Consider the following 18,727-nt stretch of genomic DNA (forward strand, 5'->3'; position numbering starts at 1 on the left):
CGTTCAGGCCTTTCGTCAGGGCAGCTGATGCATGATCCTACCGCTCCTTGTCAGCAGGACAACGGGCACGTCGCTAGACTCGGCAGAACGTGCTGTACCAACGGTCTGGGATTTACGACACAAGGGGACGAGTCTTGCGCGCAACCAGCGAGATCACTACTGCTGTGGGCACTGCCCTCGTGGTTGACTCGGACATCGACCTGCTCAAGCAGATTGCCGGCGGCCTGCACCACGCCGGTTTCACGGTTGCCGCGCACAGCGCTGTCGGCCCGGCAATCGAAGCGGCGCGGGAGCTCACGGCTGATGTCGCCGTCGTCGGCGCTGACATTGCGCTGGAGTATCTGGCGACCATCGCCAAGGAAGCCGACCATCTGCTGCCGCGGAATATCCCCGTGGTGCTGACCGCGAAGTCGGTGGAGCAGGTGACATCCCATCCGGAGCTGGCCATGCGCTCCAGCGATTACCTGCTGCTGCCGATCGCCTCCGAGGAACTGCTGCACCGGGTCAATACCGCAATCCACCGCAACCGGCTGCGCGAGGAGCGTCGGAATGAGTCGGCGTTCCTGCGTGACCGCGTGCGGCGCATTTCGGACGACATCCGCCAGACCAACGAGCCATCGGACATGGTTGAGCTGGCACTGCAGGGAATCGGCGAAGCGCTTGACGCCGAAGACGTCACACTGCACATTTTCGACGACGCACGCATCGCCTCCGATCCTGCACGCTGGCAGCGCGGCGTCGGTATCGCGCAACCGGACGACGTCAGCGACCTGCTGGACGAGCTGTGGGTCCTGGGCACGGAGCTGTGGCGCACTTCGGGTTCCCTCGCGGTCATCGCCGGGCAGCTCACGGAAGTTCCGGATACCCTGCCCAAGATCCACGCGCACATGGAGGGTTTCGACAGCAGCGGCCTGCTGCTGCCGGTCGGCGAGGGTGCAACGCCGTTCGGCCTCGTGTGGATCGTCGCTGACCGCGGCGCCCGCAAGTGGTCCAGCGCCGAGATTGCCCTGCTGCAGCACCTGCTCGGAAACCTCGCCCACGGGATGATTCAGGGGCAGCTGATTGTCGGCCAGCAGCAGGTGGTGGACAGGCTCCGCGAGCTCGACGCCGCCAAGAACGGTTTTGTGGCCACGGTTCACCACGAGCTGCGCACTCCCCTGTCCTCGATCCTTGGCTACGTTGAGCTGCTGCAGGACGGCGACGCCGGCGACTTGCCCTCCCCAGCACAGAAGATGCTGAAGATCATTGAGCGCAACGGCCAACGTCTGAGCGGCCTTGTGGAGAACGTCCTGGCACTGTCAGTGCTCGACGCCGGTACTGCCCTTGGCCGCGCGTCGATTGACCTGGTTCACCTGCTGGAAACAGTGGCGGCCGATCTGCTGCCGCTCGCCGCCAGGAAGAACGTCTCGATCCGGATCCTGCCCACGGACCTGGCGCTGTACGTCACCGGAATGTGGGCGCTGCTGGAACGCGCGTGTGTGAACGTACTGTCCAACGCCGTGAAGTACAGTCCCGACGGCGGTGAGGTCACCGTCAGTTTCACAGCCGACGACGGTGCGGTGCGGGTCACGATCGAAGACGCAGGTATGGGCATTCCCGCGGACGAAGTGCCGCAGCTGCTGACCCGCTTCTACCGGGCCACCAACTCTGTTGCGGCGGAGATCCCAGGCACAGGTCTGGGCCTTTCGATAGCTGCCGAGGCGGTGGAACGGCACGGCGGATCGCTGTCCATCCAGTCCGAGCTGGGCGTGGGAACCACCGTGGCCATTGAGCTGCCGCGAACATGAGAGGTTCAACCTATGGGTACTGACTCGTTTGAGCGCACGGCAGTGGTGGTGGAGGACGATCCCGACATCCGGGAGCTCCTGGTACTCACTCTCTCAATGGTGGGTTTCAACACCATCGAGACTGCGAGCGGAAGAGAAGCCCTGTCCCTGGTGCGCGAACATCAGCCTGACCTGGTGACCCTGGACCTGAACCTGCCGGACCTTGACGGCATGGAGGTCTGCCGCCAACTGCGGCCGGAGACGGACGCCTACATCGTGATGATCACTGCCCGCGTCGAGGAGATTGAACGGGTGCTGGGCCTGGAGATCGGCGCCGACGACTTCATCGTCAAGCCGTTCAGTCCCCGTGAGGTGCGGGCAAGGGTTGCGGCGATGTTCCGCCGGCCGCGGTCCCTCGTTGATGGGACGGCATCCTCGGTCGGAACCGTGTCACGTGAGGCGGCTGGAACTGAAACCGCGGAGGAAAGCCGGGATGACGGCGTCGTCGTTCATGGTTCGCTCTCGGTCGATGTCGAGGGGCGGGTGGCGCGGCTTGATGGCGAGGAGCTGCCGCTGACCAAGATCGAGTTCGATCTCCTCGCCACCCTGATGACCGGATCCCGCCGGGTGTGGACGCGGGAAACCCTGCTCGGGCGCGTGTGGGGTGAGGGGTGGACCGACGATCATCACCTCGTGGAGGTGCACATCCGGAACCTCCGGAAGAAGCTCGGCGAGGACACCCGGGAACCCCGGTTCATCAAGACTGTTCGAGGGGTCGGCTACCGGATGATTCCGGTGGATTAGTCGGCTGCCGGTCCCGGTGCCGGGTCAGCGTCGTCCGGTCCTGACAGCAACATGAGGAACCGCTCGGCCTCCCCGGCGAGCGCCGGCAGGCAGCTCATTTCGCGGCCGCTGCGGAAGTCCGACAGGCACCGGTCCGCGACGTACTGCAACCTGGGTGCTCCCACCATGGTGGCGCCGACGTTGAGGCTCAGGAGCGTACCCTCGGCGTCTTCCAGGTTCTTCGACCGGAGGTCTACATCAAGGTCCCGGATGCGCTTGGGCAGGAGTCGCGCGAAATTGTCCCGGTAGCGGAGTGCGTCCGCGAGGGTCGCCAGTTCCTCGGCCAGTTGGGCAATGACTTCAGGACGGTGCACCGGTAGGTCTGCGGGCACGCAACTCTCCAGCAGCTCAGTCAGTGCCGGCCCAGACAGTGCCGGTCCAGTCAGTGCCGGTCCAGTCAGTGTCGGCATGCCGGGTACTGCCGAGGTTCGTTTATTCTTCAGCCAGGCCATCGCACCCGCTCCCAACCCGTCGAAGAAGTCGACCCCCGGACCGGCGAACGGTCCGGTCCGGAGGAGTCTTCCTCCACTGTGACCCACCCAGATCAAGCCACCCTGCGCATTTGGGCGAAGCTTTCCTCAAGAATGGGGAGATCCGGAGCAATCCGTAACCTGCTGCTGTGTTGAACTAGAGTCGTCAGGAAATTCGGCGGCGTGAAGTTCACCATCGAGAAGTCAGCTACAGCAGAGGGAGGACGCGCATGGCCGGCACATCGCCCAAGCGGCCTCCCACCGCGCAGGCCTTCGCCCTCGCCGAACTGCGCCGCATGATCATCGCCGGTGAGGTCCAGCCCGGCGAGCCGCTGCGGCAGGACGCCCTCGCCGAACGACTCGGAGTCAGCAGGGTTCCACTGCGCGAGGCATTCAAGATCCTCGAGGGCGAAGGACAAATTGTCTACGAGCCGCACCGGGGCTTCAAGGTTGCCCGGCTGTCGCTTGCGGATCTCCTGGAGACGTACCGCATCCGGCAGCTCCTTGAGACCGAAGCCGCGTACGCCGCCGTCAAGCGCGCAGACGGCTCAGTGCTGCAGGCGATAAAGGACGCCGCCCTTGAGGTCGAGGCAGCCAGCGCCGCCGCAGACATCCTGCCCATGACCGAAGCCAACCGCCGGTTCCACTTCGTGCTGCTCTCAGCGTCGGAAATGCCGCGGCTCGATCGGCTCATCCAGGTCCTCTGGGACGCCACGGACACCTACCGGTTTGTCTACTACGGCGTTCCAACCAACCGGCGCCTCGTCGAAGAAGAGCACAACCTCATCATCGATGCCTTCGCGGACCGCGACGCCGACCGGCTGGTCAAGCACCTGGACGAGCACCGCGACCACGCCGTCGACGCCCTCCGCCGGTTCCTCGACGCGAAGTAAGCACTGACGCCACATAGGGCGGACACGAAGTAGGGGCTGACGTGAAGCAGGGGCTCGAAGCGGAGGAATCCGGACGACGTGGTGAGCGATCCGGACCTGGATTGGAGCAACCTGGTCCGAGGTGCGCGTTATTTTGGCCACCTTTGTCCAGATTGCTCGCGATGCGGTCCAGGTTGCTCGCGATGCGCCACGCCCGACCGGTCGCGCTCTCGCCCGGCCGCACCCTCGCCCGGCCGCACCGGCGAACGTTCAAGGGCCCCAACCAGCCGCCTTCCGACGCCATGAACGCGCCACGCAATGCGCTCAGCCCACGACGTTCCGGACCGGAACCAGCCGCCGCTCAGTAACATGTCACACTCTCGTAACACTCCACCAAACCCCTCCCGCAACGAAGTTACCTCTGATAACTTTCTGTGTGACCGGGGTTACATACCGCTCCGTTTTTGTATACAATCTCCAATAACGCCCATTCTAACGACCGCTTATCAACGACGAAGCAAAGGGACCCTATTCCGTGGAGAACTGGCTAGGACTTGCCGACCGGCGCGTGCTGATCGCAGGAGCCGGCGGCATAGGTGAGGCCTGCGCCGCTGCCTTCAGCGCGGCGGGTGCCCGCGTGGTCGTTGCGGACATCGATGAGGCACGTCTTGCGGCCCACGAGAACAGCGTCACCGCAGACTTCTCCACCGCCGAAGGCTGCGAAAACGCCGTCCAGTCGACAATCGACACCCTCGGCGGGATCGACGTCCTCCTCCACGCCGTGGGCATGAACCACCGCGTCCCCGTCCTCGACACCACGGACGACGACTGGCAGCGCACCCTCGACATCAACCTCTCGAGCGCCTTCCGCCTCGGCAAGGCCGCCGGCCGGCACATGGTCAGCGCCGGCTGGGGCCGCCAGGTCTACTGCTCATCGGTCTCGGGCCTACTCGCCCACCCCGACCACGCTCCCTACGCGGCCAGCAAGGGCGGCATCAACCAGATGATGCGCGTCATGGCCCGCGAATGGGCAGCCAGCGGCGTGACCGTCAACGCGATCGCCCCCGGCTACACCGAAACCGATCTCACCCGGGCACACCTGGACAAGCCGGGCGTCCGCGAGCACTACACGTCACTGGTTCCCGCCGGGCGGCTCGGCAACGTCGATGACCTCACCGGCCCTGTCCTCTTCCTCGCCTCCGACCAGGCTTCCTTTGTCACCGGGCACGTCCTTTATGTGGACGGAGGGCGAACCCTTGTCTAACCACTTCCCCCTCCTCAAGCCGGCGGAGCTGTCCGCGGACCAGCAGGATCTCTACGAGAAGATCACTGCCGGCCCGCGCGCCAACGGCCCGTTCCGGATCGTGTACGACGACGGCACCCTCGCCGGCCCGTTCAATGCCCTCCTTTTCGCACCGGCAATCGGCAACGCCGTCCAGGAACTCGGCGCAGCACTGCGGTTCGGCGGCCAGCTCCCCGACCGCACCCGTGAACTCGTCATCTGCTCGGTCGCTGCAGCCCTGAACTCGGAGTACGAGTGGTACGCACACAGCCGGGCCGCCGTCGTCGTCGGCGTTTCGAACGAGGAACTGACCCAGCTGCAGGCAGGCAGCGTCCCGGCGAGCGTCTCCGACAGCGAGGCCGCTGCGCTCGAACTCACCCGCGAACTGGTAACCGAAGCCGGAGTGAATGAAACCATCCGAGCCACCGCGCAAAAGCACTTCGGGCACAGCGGGCTCACCGAAATCTCAGTCCTCGTGGGGTACTACCGCACCCTCGCCGGACTGCTTGCCGTGGCTGACGTCCCAGCCCCGGCTGACACCGCTCCAGAGGAGGGGCACCAGTAATGAGAATCAACTCCGCACCAAACACCCATCACATATCAAGGGAGATATCCATGACCAGCACCTCGAACAAGGTCCGCGGATCGCGCATCGCTGCCGCCGCATTCCTTGCACCCGCACTGTTCCTGAGCGCCTGCGGCAGCCCCGCACCTGAAACGGGCGGGGGCGGCGGCGCTGAAGGCGGCGAAGGCGGCACCCTGTCCATCGCTACCGGCGGCACCGGCGGCGTCTACTACCCGCTGGGCGGCGGTTTCGCGACCGTCATCCGCGACAACGTCGAGGGCTACGACGCCACCGTCCAGGAGACCAACGCATCGGTCGACAACATGCTGCTCATCCAGAACGGTTCGGCGCAGCTGGCCCTGGCCGTGGGCGACGTCGTTGCTGACGCCGTCGAAGGCGTCAATGATTTCGAGAGCGGCGCCCTTGAGATCTGCTCGCTCGGCAACGTCTACAACAACTTCCTGCAGCCCATCTCGGTTGAAGGCACCGGCGTTGCGACGGTCGAGGACATGGCGGGCAAGGTCGTCTCCGTGGGCGCACCGGGTTCGGCTACCGAGGTTGCCGCAATCCGTACCCTGGAGGCTGCCGGTCTTGACCCCGAAGCGGATATCGAACGCCGCCAGCTCGGTGTTGCCGAAACAGTGGCAGCCCTGCGCGACGGCACGATCGACGCCGGCTTCTGGTCAGGCGGCCTGCCCACCGGTGCGCTGATCGACCTCGCGGCCGACGGCGACATGGTGCTCATCCCGATCGGCGAGTACGCAGCTCCCATGGCTGAGGAGTACGGCGACTACTACGTCGAGCAGGAAATCCCCGCAGAAACCTACGAGGGACAGACCGAGGCAATCTCCGTGATCGCCTCGCCGAACATCCTGGTTGCTGCGTCCAGCATGGATGAGCAGCTCCAGGAGGACATCACCACCGCTCTCTTCGAGAACAAGGAACAGCTTGTCCAGGTGCACCCGGCCGCGGAAGAAATGGATCCAGCCACTGCCGGCTCGGTTCCGTTCGTAGAGACCTGCGCCGGCGCCCAGGCATACTTCGACCAGGCAGGCTAAGGGCCAGCCAACCACCATGAATAAGCCCGCCGTCGTCGTCGTTGGTTTGCTGGTGTGCCTCGGCACACTGGCAGGGATCACCGCAGGGAATTCCGGGTCACCCCAGCGTTCCCTGACAGTGACCAACGACGACGGCGAGCTGGCCACGGTGCCCCTGAACGGGGACACCTTTGCGGTGAGCTACCGCAATTCGATCTACCAGACCCTCGCCGAGGAACGCTATGAGGTGCTGCCGGACGGTTCCTACCGCCTGGTACAGATAGCGGCTGACCAGCTCGCCGTCCTCGAGGAGTACTACGGCGTCCCCGGCGCCCCGGAACCTGCCGGCCCCAATGACCGGCGCAACTACGTTGTACCGCCGAACCCTGAGCGTCCGGTGGTCTTTGACACGCTCTCGATCGCTGCCACCGACCTCGGGCAGCGCACCCTCCACGTTCCCGAAGAGCCACCGCTTGAACTGTGGCCGCTGGTGGGGAACTCCAATCCGTTCGTTGTGCTAGATATCAAGGAGATCCAATGACCGAGCGACCCGACGGCAATGGTGCCGTAGCTGCGCATAAGTCGCCGCCCGGCTCACACCGCGCTACCCACAGCCGGAACGCGGACGAGAAGTTCACCGGATCTCCGGATCCCTACAAGGACACCGACGGCAAGTTCGACGAAGAAGCGCTGATTGCCGAGTTCGAGGCGGAGAAGCCTGCCCGGCACCTCACCGGCACGCCGGCGCTCATCATCAAGGCGGTTGGCGTCATCCTGTCCGTCTTCGGCCTGTACTGGGTGTTCAACCCGATGGCCACGCAGTTCTACCTGCCGGCGTTCCTGATGATCGGCCTGTCCATGACGTTCCTCGTCTACCGCGGCTGGGGCCGGTCGGACCAGGCCAAGGAAGACATCAAGGAAGGCCGCCGGTCGGACAATCCGCACATCCTCGACTGGGCACTGGCGATCATCGCCATCGTGCCGTTCCTCTACATCATTTCCGACTGGGACGCGTTCTTCCGCCGGGCCATCATCCCCACCTACCTCGACCTGATCATGGGCACCATCGCCATCCTCGTTGTGCTGGAGGCGGCACGGCGGACCGTGGGGATCCTGGTGCCGATCGTCGTCCTCGGCTTCTTCGCTTACGCCTATTTCGGTCCGTACATTCCGGATCCGTTCCAGACGTCGTCGTTCGGGTGGGTCCGCCTGGTGGGCCACAACGTGATGGGAACGCAGGGCATCTTCGGTGTTCCAACGGATGTGGCGGCGACGTACATCATCCTGTTCACTATCTACGGCGCCGTGCTGACGGCGTCGGGAGCCACGAAGTTCTTCATTGACCTGTCCTTCTCGGCATTCGGCCAGTCCAAATCGGGCCCGGGCCGCACAGTCACGATGGCGGGCTTCCTCCTCGGTACGGTGTCGGGTTCCGGCGTCGCCACCACGGTGACCCTCGGTGGTATTTCCTGGCCGCTGCTGAAGAAGGCCGGCTACCCCAAGGAGCACGGTGGCGGTGTCCTCGCGGCCGCCGGTATCGGCGCGATCATGTCGCCCCCGACCCTCGGCGCTGCGGCGTTCATCATCGCCGCTCTGCTGAATGTCTCCTACCTCCAGGTCCTGATCTGGGCCACTATCCCGACCCTCCTGTATTACCTCGGCATCATCCTCGCCATCGAGATGGATGCCCGGAAGTTCAAGACGAAGCCGGTAGAGATCGATACGACGCCCGCCGGCAAGCTGCTGCTCCGCTTCGGCTACCACTTCAGCTCGCTGATCGCGATTGTGGTGTTCATGGCCCTGGGCATGACGCCGTTCCGCGCCGTCGTCTACGCAACGATCCTCGCGTTCCTCCTCAGCTTCCTCGACAAGCAGTCCTGGATGACGCCGAAGCGGATCTGGGACGCGCTGGCCACCGGCGCTACCGGCGCCCTCTCGGTCATTCCCGTCATGGCCGCCGCAGGCCTGATTGTCGGCATCATGACCCTGACCGGGTTGGGCCTGAAGCTCGCGAACATCATTGTGGACTTCGCCGGCGGCAGCCTGTTCCTCACCGCGCTGTTCTCGGCGATCTCGGTGATCCTGCTGGGCCTCGCGGTTCCCGTCACTGCGAGCTTCATCATCTCCTGGGTGATCATCGGCCCGGCACTGCAGGACGTCGGCGTCCCCGCGTTCGCCGCCGCGATGTTCATCTTCTACTACTCCGTGCTCAGCGAAGTGTCGCCTCCGACCGCGCTCTCCCCGTTTGCGGCGTCGGCCATTACCGGCGGCAAACCGATCAAGACGATGTGGCTCACGTGGCGGTACACGCTCTCCGCGTTCCTGGTTCCGTTCATCTTCGTGCTGACCGGCCCGGGTATCGGGCTGCTGATGCAGGGCGGCGTGGGTACCGTGCTTCTGGCGCTGGCGGTTTCAACCGTCGCCGTCGCAGCGCTGGCCGTGGCCACCGGCGGCTGGATCATGGGCCCGGCCAATTGGATAGAGCGGGTGCTCATCGGCGTCGGTTCGCTGCCGCTGCTGGTCATGGAGCCGTTGTTCCTCATGGTCGGCGCGGCGCTGATCGCTGTCGGTCTGGTGCTGCACGTGGTCCGCGTGAAGCGGCACCCGCATGATGATTCCGCCACCCCGGCACGCTCAGAGACTGACCGCTCGCGGACGGCTGAATCGACCCCGTGAACCTACCGTCCTCCGGACGGCCTGTAACCACCCTGTTGCAGGCCGTCTCGGTCACCACCACCGGGGTGCTGCCGGCGTTCCTGCTGGGCGCGCTGGCAGTGCAGATCCGCGACGACCTCGACCTGGGGCCGGCGCAGATGGGCATCGCAGCAGCAACCCTGTTTGCGGTGGCCGGGATATCCGCCCGCCTCATGGGCCGGATCGTCCAGCGCGTGGGAGCAGGGCGGGGTATGGTCTTTTCGGCCATCCTCGCAACTCTGGCGTTGGCAGGCGCCGGTGCAGCACCGTCATTCCCCGTTCTGGTGGCGGCGCTGTTCATCGGCGGCCTCGCCAACGCCATGGCCCAGCCCTCTGCCAACCTCGGCATTTCGCGGAGCATCGGCAGCAACCGGCTGGGCCTGGCGTTCGGGGTGAAGCAGTCGTCCATCCCGATGGCGTCGCTGCTGGGCGGGCTCGCCGTCCCAGGCATCGCACTGGTGCTCGGCTGGCGGTATGCGTTCTTCTTCGGCGCCGGGCTGGCGCTATGCCTGGCCGTATGGGCTTTCTTCCGCGGGCAGGCACCATTGACGACGACGACGGCGGCCGGCCACCCGGAGGACCGCGGCACCCCGCGTGCCGGGCTGGTAGTCCTCACGATCGGTGCCGGCCTCGCTGCCGCTGCCGCCACTTCGCTGGGTGTGTTCCTGGTGGACTCGATGGTGCAGTCGGGCATTGAACCGAGCACCGCGGGACTCCTTTTTGCCGGGGCGGCGGTGGTGGGCCTGAGCATCCGCATCCTCCTCGGTGCGCTGATGGACAAGATGCCCACCCGCAGCCCCTACGTACTGATCGCCAATCTGCTGGTGGCCGGCGTCGTCGGCTATCTCATGCTCAGTGTCGGGTCCACCGCGCTGATGGTGACCGGCACACTTCTTGCCTACAGCGCAGGCTGGACCTGGCCGGGGCTGCTGCACTTCGCCGTCGTGCGGGATAACCGGCTGGCAGCCGCATCGGCGACCGGCGTTGTCCAGACCGGGCTGTCGCTCGGCGCGGCCGGCGGGCCGCTGTTGTTCGGGCTGCTGGTCAGCGCCACCTCATACTCCACTGCCTGGGTGGTGGCCGGCGTCGTGGCGCTGGCAGCTGCCATTACTTTCCGCATCGGGCGCCGGCTGATCCGCAAGTCGCGGGGAGTTCCGGTGTTCACACTTTCCTCGATGCGACGCAAACCCACACCCGTAAAGGAGACTTCATGACAGCCACACGCTATGCGGTGATCGGCGGCGGAATTCTGGGGACCGCCGTCGCGCGCCGGCTGCTCCAGCAGGAGCCGGACGCTTCCGTGACCGTCCTCGAGAAGGAAGATTCGCTTGCCGCGCACCAGACCGGCCGAAACTCCGGCGTGGTGCACGCCGGGCTGTACTACACGCCCGGATCGCTGAAGGCGAAGCTGTGCCGACGCGGCGTGGAGCTGCTGAAGGAGTACTGCGCTTCGAAAGATTTGGCATATGACGAGATCGGCAAGGTGCTTGTTGCCCGGAACGCGGTGGAGGAATCGCGGCTGGGTGACATCATGACCCGCGCCCGGGCCAACGGAGTCCCGGGTGTGCGGATCATCGACCGCGACGAGTTGCGTGAGATTGAGCCGCACGTTGAGGGTGTTGGCGGGCTGCACTCCCCGCATACGGCGATCGTGGACTACGGCGCTGTGACCCGATCCTTTGCGGACGACGTGGTCGCTGCCGGCGGTACGGTGCACACCGGGTTCGAGGTCACGGGCATCACCCAGCGCGGCAACGAGACGCTGGTGACCGGGACCCACAACGGGACGGACACCTGGGAGATCTTCGACTCGGTGATCATCTGCGCCGGGCTGCAGGCGGACCGGGTGGCTGGGCTGGCCGGTGATCGGGAGGACCCGAAGATTGTGCCCTTCCGCGGCGAGTACTACCTGTTGAAGCCTTCGAAACGCTCGCTGGTCCGCGGGTTGGTGTATCCCGTTCCAGACCCGCAGTACCCGTTCCTCGGCGTGCACCTGACTCCGCGGACCGACGGCGAGGTCATGGTCGGGCCTAACGCGGTGCTCGCACTCGCCCGTGAGGCGTACGGCTGGGGCACTGTGTCTCCCCGCGACCTGGGCGATGCCGTGGGGTACCCCGGCTTCCGGGCCTTCGCGAAGCAGCACTGGAAGACGGGCGCTGTCGAGATGGTGGGGTCGCTGAGCAGGCGCCGCTTCGTGAATGAAGCGCGCAAGTATGTGCCGGAGCTGACCGTTGACGACGTCGTTCCCGGGCCAAGTGGGATCCGCGCCCAGGCGCTGGACCGCGACGGTTCGCTGGTGGACGACTTCCGGATCTCCCGCCACGGGTCGGTGCTGGCGGTGCGGAATGCGCCGTCGCCGGCCGCGACGTCATCGCTGGCGATCGCCGAGCACATTGTTTCGCTTGTTTTGGATACTGATAGTAAGGAAGTTGCATGACGCACTTGAAGAGGGGGCTCTGGGGCGTGCTGGCCACGCCGTTCACCGGGCCGTCATTCGCCGTCGACACCGAGTCGCTTCGCCGGGAGGTGGAGCTGTACACGCACATTCCGGCCACCGGCATGGTGGCGCTGGGAGTGTTCGGTGAGGGCGCCACGCTGGATACCGCTGAGCAGCGGCTCATCGTCTCCACCGTCGCCGAGGCCGCCGAGGAGACGCCCCTGATCGTGGGGTTGTCGGCGCGGAGCACCAACGTCGCGATTGAGCAGGCCCGCACAGCGGTCGAGGCAGCCGGGTCCAATCTCGCCGCGCTCATGGTGCAGGCGAACACGCCCAATCCGGACCTGCTGACCGCGCACTTCACCGCGCTCCACGAAGCGACCGGCGCCGACATCGTGCTGCAGGACTACCCCGTCGCGTCCGGCGTGAAGATCAGCACCGCGCAGATTCTCGCCGTCGTGGAGCGCTGCCCGTTCATTTCGGCGATCAAGTCCGAGGCACCGCCCACGGCTGCGGCTATTGCTCAGTTGACCCGCGCCACGGACGTGCCGGTGTTCGGTGGGCTCGGCGGCGTCGGCCTGATTGATGAGCTCGCGGCGGGTGCCGCGGGCGCCATGACCGGCTTCTCCCACCCGGAGGCGCTGCAGTTGGCGATCCAAGCGAACGACGACGGCGGCTTCCGTGCCGCCCGCGACGTCTTTGCACCGTGGTTGCCGCTGGCGAACTTCGAGGGTCAGCCGGGGATCGGCCTGGCGCTGCGCAAGGAGATCCTTCGCAGGCGCGGCATCATCGCCGAAGCGCTGGTCCGCCCGCCTGCGCCGACACTGCCTGCTGAACTGGCCGACATGATCGATGGACACCTGGATGCTGTAAAGGAGCTTGCCTAAATGGATACCGGACTCAAGGGGAAGAACGTACTGGTACCGGGGTCGAGCTCCGGGATTGGCCTGGCCATTGCGCAGGCGCTGGCCGGTGAGGGTGCCAACGTGGTGCTCGCCGCCCGCCGGGAGGATGTAGTGCAGGCGGAGGCCGGAAAGCTGCCGTCCGCCGTCGGGGTCGGCCTTGACCTGACCCTCGATGGTGCCCCGGAGCGGCTCGTCGAGGCGGCCGAGAAGGCGTTCGGGCCCGTCGATGTGCTGATCCTCAACAGCGGCGGACCGCCGCCCGGTGGCGCCGCTGACGTAACGGATGAGCAGACCCTCGCCGCCGTGAACCAGCTGCTGCTGCAGCACATCAAGCTGGTTTCGCTGGTGCTGCCCGGCATGCGGGAGCGGGGCTGGGGGCGGATTGTCGCCGTCGGGTCCTCCGGGGTGCAGAGCCCGCTGCCGAACCTGGCGCTGTCCAACATCGGCCGCGCCGGGCTCGCCGGGTACCTGAAGACGCTGGCGGGTGAGGTGGCTGCCGATGGCGTCACCGTGAATATGGTGCTGCCCGGCCGGATTGATACCGATCGCGTGGCGTCGCTCGATGCGGGCGCCGCCAAGCGCACGGGCAAGACGCCCGAGGAAGCACGGGCCTCGTCGGAGGCGACCATCCCCGCAGGCCGGTACGGGAAGCCGGAAGAGTTCGGCGCCGTCGTCGCGTTCCTGGCGAGCCAGCCCGCGGCCTACGTGACCGGTGAGCAGATCCGCTGCGACGGCGGACTGGTAAGGAGCTACTGATGATGAACCACACGCTGCACCTTTGCTCGGTCCGTGAGGGAGACGCCGAGGTTGCCGCCGTCGTGCATCCGCAACGCGGCCTCGCCCTGGTCCGCGACCTCATTCCCGGCTTCCATGGGGACGTCCGCGAGATCCTTAGCGAGGAACTGCTCGACAAGCTGGAGGATCTGGTCCGCACGGTCGACGACGGCGAATACGACCACATCTTCAAGGACCCTTCCACGGTCACGTACGGCGCACCCTACCGGCATCCGCGGATGCTGTGGGGCATCGGGCTGAACTATATGGAGCACGCATCGGACCTGTCCGAGGGTGTTCCGGAGGAGCCGGCGTCGTTCATCAAGGGCGACCACACCATCATCGGGCCGGGCGAGGACATTCCCATCCCGTCGCAGAGCGAGCGGACTACCGCGGAGGGGGAGGTCGCCGTCGTCATCGGGCGGTACTGCCGCAATGTGGAGGTGGAGGACGCGCTGGACTATGTGGCCGGCGTCGTGCCTGTGCTCGATCAGACCGCGGAGGACATCCTGCAGAGGAACCCGCGGTTCCTGACGCGGTCCAAGAACTTCCCCGGCTTCTTCTCGTTCGGGCCGCGGATCGTGCCGCTGGCCGAGGCAGTGGGCGACGGGATCCTCGCGGACATGGAGGTGTCCACGGTGGTGAACGGGGAGGTGCTGAGGACCAACACCGTGGCGCACATGCGGTACAGCCCCGAATATCTGATCAGTTTCCACTCAAAGGTGATGCCGCTGTATCCGGGCGACATCATTTCAACGGGCACGCCGGGCGCGATCCATATCAAGCCCGGTGATGTCGCCGAGGCGCGGGTGGCCCGCGTCGGGACGTTGACCAACCCGGTGACTGCAGGAACGTAGAACGCAAGACCAAGCACCACCCAGCACCACGCACCACGCACCACCACGCACCACCATCGAGTGGGCGCTGAGAACGGGTTCCCGGCAGGAAGCACGTAGCCAGCGCCCAGTCGATGCACCAAAAGTAAGGAGATGACGATGGGCACGTCAGGTTCAGGCCCTCTCGAGGGCGTCCGGGTGGCGGACTTTTCCCGCGTTCTCGCGGGACCCTATGCGTCGATGATGCTCGCCGATTTCGGGGCGGACGTCATCAAGGTGGAGAGCCCTGCCGGGGATGACACCCGGTCCTGGACGCCGCCCGTCGACGAGCACGGCGTCGGCACGTACTTCTCGAGCGTGAACCGGAACAAGCGCTCGGTGGTGTGCGATCTTCGGACCTCCGAGGGCCTCGCCCGGGCAAAGGACATCGCGCTGCACGCGGACGTGATCATCGAGAACTTCCGGCCCGGCGTGATGAAGAAGTTCGGGCTGGACTACGAGACGCTGGAGCGCTCAGACCTCATCTACTGCTCCATCACCGGCTTCGGCTCGACGGCGGGGGCTCACCTTCCGGGGTATGACCTGCTGGTGCAGGCCGTCGGCGGGTTGATGAGCGTGACCGGATCGCTGGACTCGGAGCCGAGCAAGGTGGGTGTGGCGCTGGTCGACGTGGTGACCGGGCAGAACGCGGCACTTGGGATTCTGGCTGCGCTGCGGCATAAGGACGCCACCGGGCAGGGACAGCGGATCGACGTGAACCTGCTGTCGTCGCTGCTGGCGGGGCTGGTGAACCAGGCGTCGAGCACGCTGGCCACCGGTGAGGCGCCGCAGCGGATGGGGAACGCGCATCCGTCGATCGCTCCGTATGAGACGTTGAAGACCGCCGACGGGCCGCTCGCCGTCGCCGTCGGAACCGACCGGCAGTTTGCTTCGCTGGTGCGGATCCTCGGAGTTCCCGAAATGTCCGACGATGAGCGGTTCAAAACCAACACCCAGCGCGTGGCCCACCGCGATGAGCTCAAGTCTCTCCTCGAGGAGCAGCTCGCCAAGCGTCCCGCGGCCGAGTGGTCCGCCGTCCTGTCCAAGGAGGGCGTCCCGGCCGGGAAGGTGAACTCCATTGTGGAGGCCCTCCAGCTGGCCGAGGAGCTGGGACTTGATCCCGCCGTCGAAATGAACGACGACGCCGGACCGCGCACCAGCCACCAGGTCGCCAACCCGATCCACCTCTCAGAGACCCCTGCCAGCTACCGGCGCCTGCCGCCGCTGCTCGGCGAACACAACGATGCGACCTTCGCGGCGCTCTCGACCATCACCAGCGGAAAGTAGTAGAACCATGACTGTTGACCTTCTGTCCATCGACTCGCTCCTGTCGCAGGAGGAGCTTGCGCTGCGTGCCTCTGTCCGGGAGTTTGTGCAGACCGAGATCAAGCCGAACATCGCGGAGTGGTATGACAACGCGGTGTTCCCGCTGGAGATCGTGCCGAAGATGGCCGAGCTGGGTGTGCTCGGCATGCACATCAAGGGTTACGGCTGCCCGGGCCGCAGCTCGGTGGAGTATGGCCTGGCCGCGATGGAGCTTGAGGCGGGCGACTCCGGGCTGCGGACGTTCGTGAGCGTGCAGGGGTCGCTGGCGATGAGCGCACTGGCGAAGCACGGTTCCGAGGAGCAGAAGAACGAGTGGCTGCCGCGCATGGCGAAGGGCGAGGTGATCGGTTGCTTCGGGCTGACAGAGCCCGGGTCGGGGTCCGATCCGGGGTCGATGATCACGAACGCTCGTCGCGATGGGTCCGATTGGGTGCTCAACGGCGCCAAGCGCTGGATCGGGCTGGCGTCGGTCGCGCAGGTCGCGATCATTTGGGCCTCGACCGACGACGGCGTTCGCGGCTTTGTCGTCCCCACCGATACCCCGGGTTTCACGGCGACCCCGATCACCCAGAAGCTGTCGATGCGGGCGTCGATTCAGTGCGACATCACGCTCGAGGATGTGCGGCTGCCCGAGTCTGCGATGCTGCCGAAGGCTAAGGGGCTGCGAGGGCCCTTCGAGTGCCTGAACGAGGCGCGGTACGGCATCATCTGGGGTGCGATGGGTGCGGCGCGTGACAGCTATGAGGCGGCGCTGAATTACTCGAAGGAGCGCCTGCAGTTCGGCAAGCCGCTCTCCGGGTATCAGCTGACGCAGCAGAAGCTGGTGAACATGGCGCTGGAGATTAACAAGGGCATGCTGCTGGCGCTGCAGGTGGGCCGGTTGAAGGATGCGGGAACTCTGGAGCCGTACCAGATCTCGGTGGGAAAGCTGAATAACTGCCGCGAGGCGATTGAGATCTGCCGGGAAGCCCGGGCGATGCTTGGTGGCAACGGGATCACGCTGGATTACTCGCCGCTGCGGCATGCGAACAACCTGGAGAGCGTGCGCACGTACGAGGGCACCGATGAGGTGCACACGCTGATTTTGGGCAACCACATCACTGGGACGCCTGCGTTCCGATGAGCGACTCCACCCCCGAACCGACCGGTCTGCGCCGCGGCCTCACCAGCTATGGGGACGCCGAGTTCTCCCTGTTCCTCCGCAAGGCGTTCATCAAGGGCGCCGGGTACTCGGATGATGCGCTGGACCGGACCGTCGTCGGAATCGTGAACACCGGCAGCGGCTACAACCCGTGCCACGGCAATATGCCGGCGCTGGTCGAGGCCGTGAAGCGTGGCGTGATGCTGGCCGGTGGGCTGCCGGTGGAGTTCCCGACCATCTCGGTGCACGAGAGCTTCTCCTCCCCCACCAGCATGTTCCTGCGGAACCTGATGTCGATGGACACGGAGGAGATGATCCGCGCGCAGCCGATGGACGCCGTCGTACTCATCGGCGGGTGTGACAAGACGGTGCCGGCGCAGCTGATGGGTGCGGCGTCGGCCGGTGTGCCGGCGATCTCGCTGGTCACCGGATCGATGCTGACCGGCGGATACCGCGGCGAGCGGGTCGGTGCGTGCACGGACTGCCGGGCGTTCTGGGGCAAGTTCCGTGCGCAGGAGATCACAAAACCAGAGATCGACGACGTGAACTCGCGCCTGGTGGGCAGCGTTGGGACCTGCTCGGTGATGGGGACCGCGAGCACCATGGCGTGCATTGCCGAGGCGATGGGCATTGCGCTGCCGGGGTCCGCGTCGGCTCCGGCGGTGACGGCGGACCGGGTACGAATCGCCGAGCGGACCGGAACGCAGGCGGTTGCGCTGGCTACTGATGGCGTTGCGCCGTCGTCGATCCTGACGCCTGAGGCCTTCCAGAATGGGCTGCGGATGCTGCTGGCCATCGGTGGCTCGACGAACGCGATCATTCACCTGACCGCTGTGGCCGGTCGGTTGGGGATCAAGCTGTCGCTTGACGAGCTGGACCGGATGAGCGCCGAGACGCCGGTGCTGGTGGACCTGAAGCCGTCGGGCAAGTACTACATGGAGGACTTCCACCGTGCCGGTGGTGTGCCGGCCGTGCTACGTGAGCTCGGTTCGCTGATCAACCGCGATGTGCTGACGGTGACCGGTCGGACGCTGGGTGAAGAGATCGACGACGCCGGCCCCGGCTTCCCGCAGGACATCATCCGGCCGTTGTCGGACCCGATCTATCCGCAGGGCAGCCTCGCTGTGCTGCGCGGAAATCTGGCTCCAGGTGGGGCGATCATTAAGCAGGCTGCAGTGTCGCCCGCGTTGCTCGAGCATTCCGGGCCCGCTGTGGTGTTCGAGAACGCTGCCGACCTGGCTGCACGGATCGATGACCCTTCGCTGGACGTGACTCCGGATTCGGTTCTGGTGTTGAAGAACATCGGCCCGGTGGGTAATCCCGGCATGCCCGAGGCCGGGTACCTGCCGATCCCGAAGAAGCTCGCTGCGCAGGGCGTGAAGGACATGGTGCGGATCTCCGATGGGCGCATGTCTGGTACCGCAGCTGGTGCGGTGGTGTTACATGTGACGCCGGAGTCTGCTGTGGGTGGGCCGTTGCGGCTGGTGCGGACCGGAGACACGGTCACGTTGAGCGTGAGCCGTCGGCTGGTGCAGCTAGAAGTGTCCGAGGAGGAGCTTGAGCGGCGCGCCGAGGAGCTCGGTCCTGCTTCGCCGGTTATTCCAGAGCGTGGGTATCGGCGCCTGTACGTCCAAGAGGTGACCCAGGCAGACGAGGGCTGTGACTTTCAATTTCTTCGCCTCGCGTGAGTAATTATTGCAAGTTGCTCGTTCCGGTACGCTTCGAACAAGTTCAACTCTC

General features: G+C 65.8%; 18 protein-coding genes. 17 read left to right on the top strand and 1 reads right to left on the bottom strand.

The annotated features are described in order from the left end of the window. The first annotated feature begins 134 nt into the window (after window positions 1-134). Both JOD47_RS04960 and JOD47_RS04965 read left to right on the top strand, forming a co-directional pair. Entirely contained in the window at window positions 135-1,787 is a 1,653-nt protein-coding gene (locus JOD47_RS04960) for a sensor histidine kinase (RefSeq protein ID WP_204532537.1), read from the top strand. Window positions 1,788-1,799: 12 nt separating this feature from the next. Continuing rightward, the gene (locus JOD47_RS04965) at window positions 1,800-2,570 is read left to right on the top strand and encodes a response regulator (RefSeq protein WP_204532539.1); all 771 of its coding nucleotides are present in this window, start codon (window positions 1,800-1,802) and stop codon (window positions 2,568-2,570) included. Here JOD47_RS04965 and JOD47_RS04970 read toward each other — a convergent pair. Continuing rightward, the gene (locus tag JOD47_RS04970) at window positions 2,567-3,019 is read right to left on the bottom strand and encodes a hypothetical protein (RefSeq protein WP_204532541.1); all 453 of its coding nucleotides are present in this window, start codon (window positions 3,017-3,019) and stop codon (window positions 2,567-2,569) included. The genes JOD47_RS04965 and JOD47_RS04970 overlap by 4 nt on opposite strands. 290 nt (window positions 3,020-3,309) lie before the next feature. Between JOD47_RS04970 and JOD47_RS04975 the strand changes: the two genes are divergently transcribed. From JOD47_RS04975 to JOD47_RS05045, 15 genes are all read left to right on the top strand, one after another. Further along, entirely contained in the window at window positions 3,310-3,972 is a 663-nt protein-coding gene (locus JOD47_RS04975; RefSeq protein ID WP_204532543.1) for a GntR family transcriptional regulator, read from the top strand. 161 nt (window positions 3,973-4,133) lie between these two features. Then, the gene (locus tag JOD47_RS04980) at window positions 4,134-4,319 is read left to right on the top strand and encodes a hypothetical protein (protein ID WP_204532544.1); all 186 of its coding nucleotides are present in this window, start codon (window positions 4,134-4,136) and stop codon (window positions 4,317-4,319) included. Window positions 4,320-4,486: 167 nt separating this feature from the next. Further along, window positions 4,487-5,215, top strand: a complete 729-nt coding sequence (locus tag JOD47_RS04985; RefSeq protein ID WP_204532545.1) for an SDR family NAD(P)-dependent oxidoreductase — start codon at window positions 4,487-4,489, stop codon at window positions 5,213-5,215. Next, window positions 5,208-5,798 carry a carboxymuconolactone decarboxylase family protein gene (locus JOD47_RS04990; protein ID WP_204532546.1) on the top strand — a complete coding sequence of 197 codons (591 nt, stop codon included), beginning with the start codon at window positions 5,208-5,210 and terminating at the stop codon, window positions 5,796-5,798. Before JOD47_RS04985 ends, JOD47_RS04990 begins: the two co-directional genes overlap by 8 nt. A 50-nt stretch (window positions 5,799-5,848) precedes the next feature. After that, on the top strand, window positions 5,849-6,856 hold the full coding sequence (locus JOD47_RS04995; RefSeq protein WP_204532547.1) for a TAXI family TRAP transporter solute-binding subunit: 1,008 nt from the start codon (window positions 5,849-5,851) through the stop codon (window positions 6,854-6,856). Window positions 6,857-6,872: 16 nt separating this feature from the next. After that, complete coding sequence (locus tag JOD47_RS05000; RefSeq protein ID WP_204532548.1) at window positions 6,873-7,376, top strand: hypothetical protein; 504 nt, start codon at window positions 6,873-6,875, stop codon at window positions 7,374-7,376. Beyond that, complete coding sequence (locus JOD47_RS05005; protein ID WP_204532549.1) at window positions 7,373-9,511, top strand: TRAP transporter permease; 2,139 nt, start codon at window positions 7,373-7,375, stop codon at window positions 9,509-9,511. Before JOD47_RS05000 ends, JOD47_RS05005 begins: the two co-directional genes overlap by 4 nt. Next, a complete protein-coding gene (locus JOD47_RS05010) occupies window positions 9,508-10,743 on the top strand; it encodes an MFS transporter (protein WP_204532550.1) in 1,236 nt (411 codons plus the stop codon). The genes JOD47_RS05005 and JOD47_RS05010 overlap by 4 nt, the downstream gene beginning before the upstream one ends. Then, window positions 10,740-11,966 (top strand): L-2-hydroxyglutarate dehydrogenase, encoded by a 1,227-nt coding sequence (lhgD, locus tag JOD47_RS05015; RefSeq protein WP_204532552.1) that lies wholly within the window; start codon window positions 10,740-10,742, stop codon window positions 11,964-11,966. Before JOD47_RS05010 ends, lhgD begins: the two co-directional genes overlap by 4 nt. Then, entirely contained in the window at window positions 11,963-12,853 is an 891-nt protein-coding gene (locus tag JOD47_RS05020) for a dihydrodipicolinate synthase family protein (protein ID WP_204532553.1), read from the top strand. The genes lhgD and JOD47_RS05020 overlap by 4 nt, the downstream gene beginning before the upstream one ends. Then, window positions 12,854-13,627, top strand: a complete 774-nt coding sequence (locus JOD47_RS05025) for an SDR family oxidoreductase (protein ID WP_204532555.1) — start codon at window positions 12,854-12,856, stop codon at window positions 13,625-13,627. Then, complete coding sequence (locus JOD47_RS05030) at window positions 13,627-14,502, top strand: fumarylacetoacetate hydrolase family protein (protein WP_239548012.1); 876 nt, start codon at window positions 13,627-13,629, stop codon at window positions 14,500-14,502. The genes JOD47_RS05025 and JOD47_RS05030 overlap by 1 nt, the downstream gene beginning before the upstream one ends. Window positions 14,503-14,640: 138 nt before the next feature. Further along, on the top strand, window positions 14,641-15,807 hold the full coding sequence (locus JOD47_RS05035) for a CaiB/BaiF CoA transferase family protein (RefSeq protein WP_239548013.1): 1,167 nt from the start codon (window positions 14,641-14,643) through the stop codon (window positions 15,805-15,807). Between the two features lie 7 nt (window positions 15,808-15,814). Next, window positions 15,815-16,969 carry an acyl-CoA dehydrogenase family protein gene (locus tag JOD47_RS05040; protein ID WP_204532561.1) on the top strand — a complete coding sequence of 385 codons (1,155 nt, stop codon included), beginning with the start codon at window positions 15,815-15,817 and terminating at the stop codon, window positions 16,967-16,969. Then, window positions 16,966-18,675 carry an IlvD/Edd family dehydratase gene (locus tag JOD47_RS05045; protein WP_204532563.1) on the top strand — a complete coding sequence of 570 codons (1,710 nt, stop codon included), beginning with the start codon at window positions 16,966-16,968 and terminating at the stop codon, window positions 18,673-18,675. Before JOD47_RS05040 ends, JOD47_RS05045 begins: the two co-directional genes overlap by 4 nt. Window positions 18,676-18,727 lie beyond the last annotated feature (52 nt).

Origin of the sequence: Arthrobacter tumbae (assembly GCF_016907495.1) — a bacterium.
GTDB lineage: Bacteria > Actinomycetota > Actinomycetes > Actinomycetales > Micrococcaceae > Arthrobacter_D > Arthrobacter_D tumbae.

Bases quoted from the DNA above. Each gene is read 5' to 3' on its own strand.
- JOD47_RS04965 (WP_204532539.1), top strand. From the start codon at position 1,800: ATGGGTACTGACTCGTTTGAGCGCACGGCAGTGGTGGTGGAGGACGAT.
- JOD47_RS04970 (WP_204532541.1), bottom strand. From the start codon at position 3,019: ATGCCGACACTGACTGGACCGGCACTGACTGGACCGGCACTGTCTGGG.
- JOD47_RS04975 (WP_204532543.1), top strand. From the start codon at position 3,310: ATGGCCGGCACATCGCCCAAGCGGCCTCCCACCGCGCAGGCCTTCGCC.
- JOD47_RS04980 (WP_204532544.1), top strand. From the start codon at position 4,134: ATGCGGTCCAGGTTGCTCGCGATGCGCCACGCCCGACCGGTCGCGCTC.
- JOD47_RS04995 (WP_204532547.1), top strand. From the start codon at position 5,849: ATGACCAGCACCTCGAACAAGGTCCGCGGATCGCGCATCGCTGCCGCC.
- JOD47_RS05000 (WP_204532548.1), top strand. From the start codon at position 6,873: ATGAATAAGCCCGCCGTCGTCGTCGTTGGTTTGCTGGTGTGCCTCGGC.
- JOD47_RS05005 (WP_204532549.1), top strand. From the start codon at position 7,373: ATGACCGAGCGACCCGACGGCAATGGTGCCGTAGCTGCGCATAAGTCG.
- lhgD (WP_204532552.1), top strand. From the start codon at position 10,740: ATGACAGCCACACGCTATGCGGTGATCGGCGGCGGAATTCTGGGGACC.
- JOD47_RS05020 (WP_204532553.1), top strand. From the start codon at position 11,963: ATGACGCACTTGAAGAGGGGGCTCTGGGGCGTGCTGGCCACGCCGTTC.
- JOD47_RS05025 (WP_204532555.1), top strand. From the start codon at position 12,854: ATGGATACCGGACTCAAGGGGAAGAACGTACTGGTACCGGGGTCGAGC.
- JOD47_RS05030 (WP_239548012.1), top strand. From the start codon at position 13,627: ATGATGAACCACACGCTGCACCTTTGCTCGGTCCGTGAGGGAGACGCC.
- JOD47_RS05035 (WP_239548013.1), top strand. From the start codon at position 14,641: ATGGGCACGTCAGGTTCAGGCCCTCTCGAGGGCGTCCGGGTGGCGGAC.
- JOD47_RS05040 (WP_204532561.1), top strand. From the start codon at position 15,815: ATGACTGTTGACCTTCTGTCCATCGACTCGCTCCTGTCGCAGGAGGAG.
- JOD47_RS05045 (WP_204532563.1), top strand. From the start codon at position 16,966: ATGAGCGACTCCACCCCCGAACCGACCGGTCTGCGCCGCGGCCTCACC.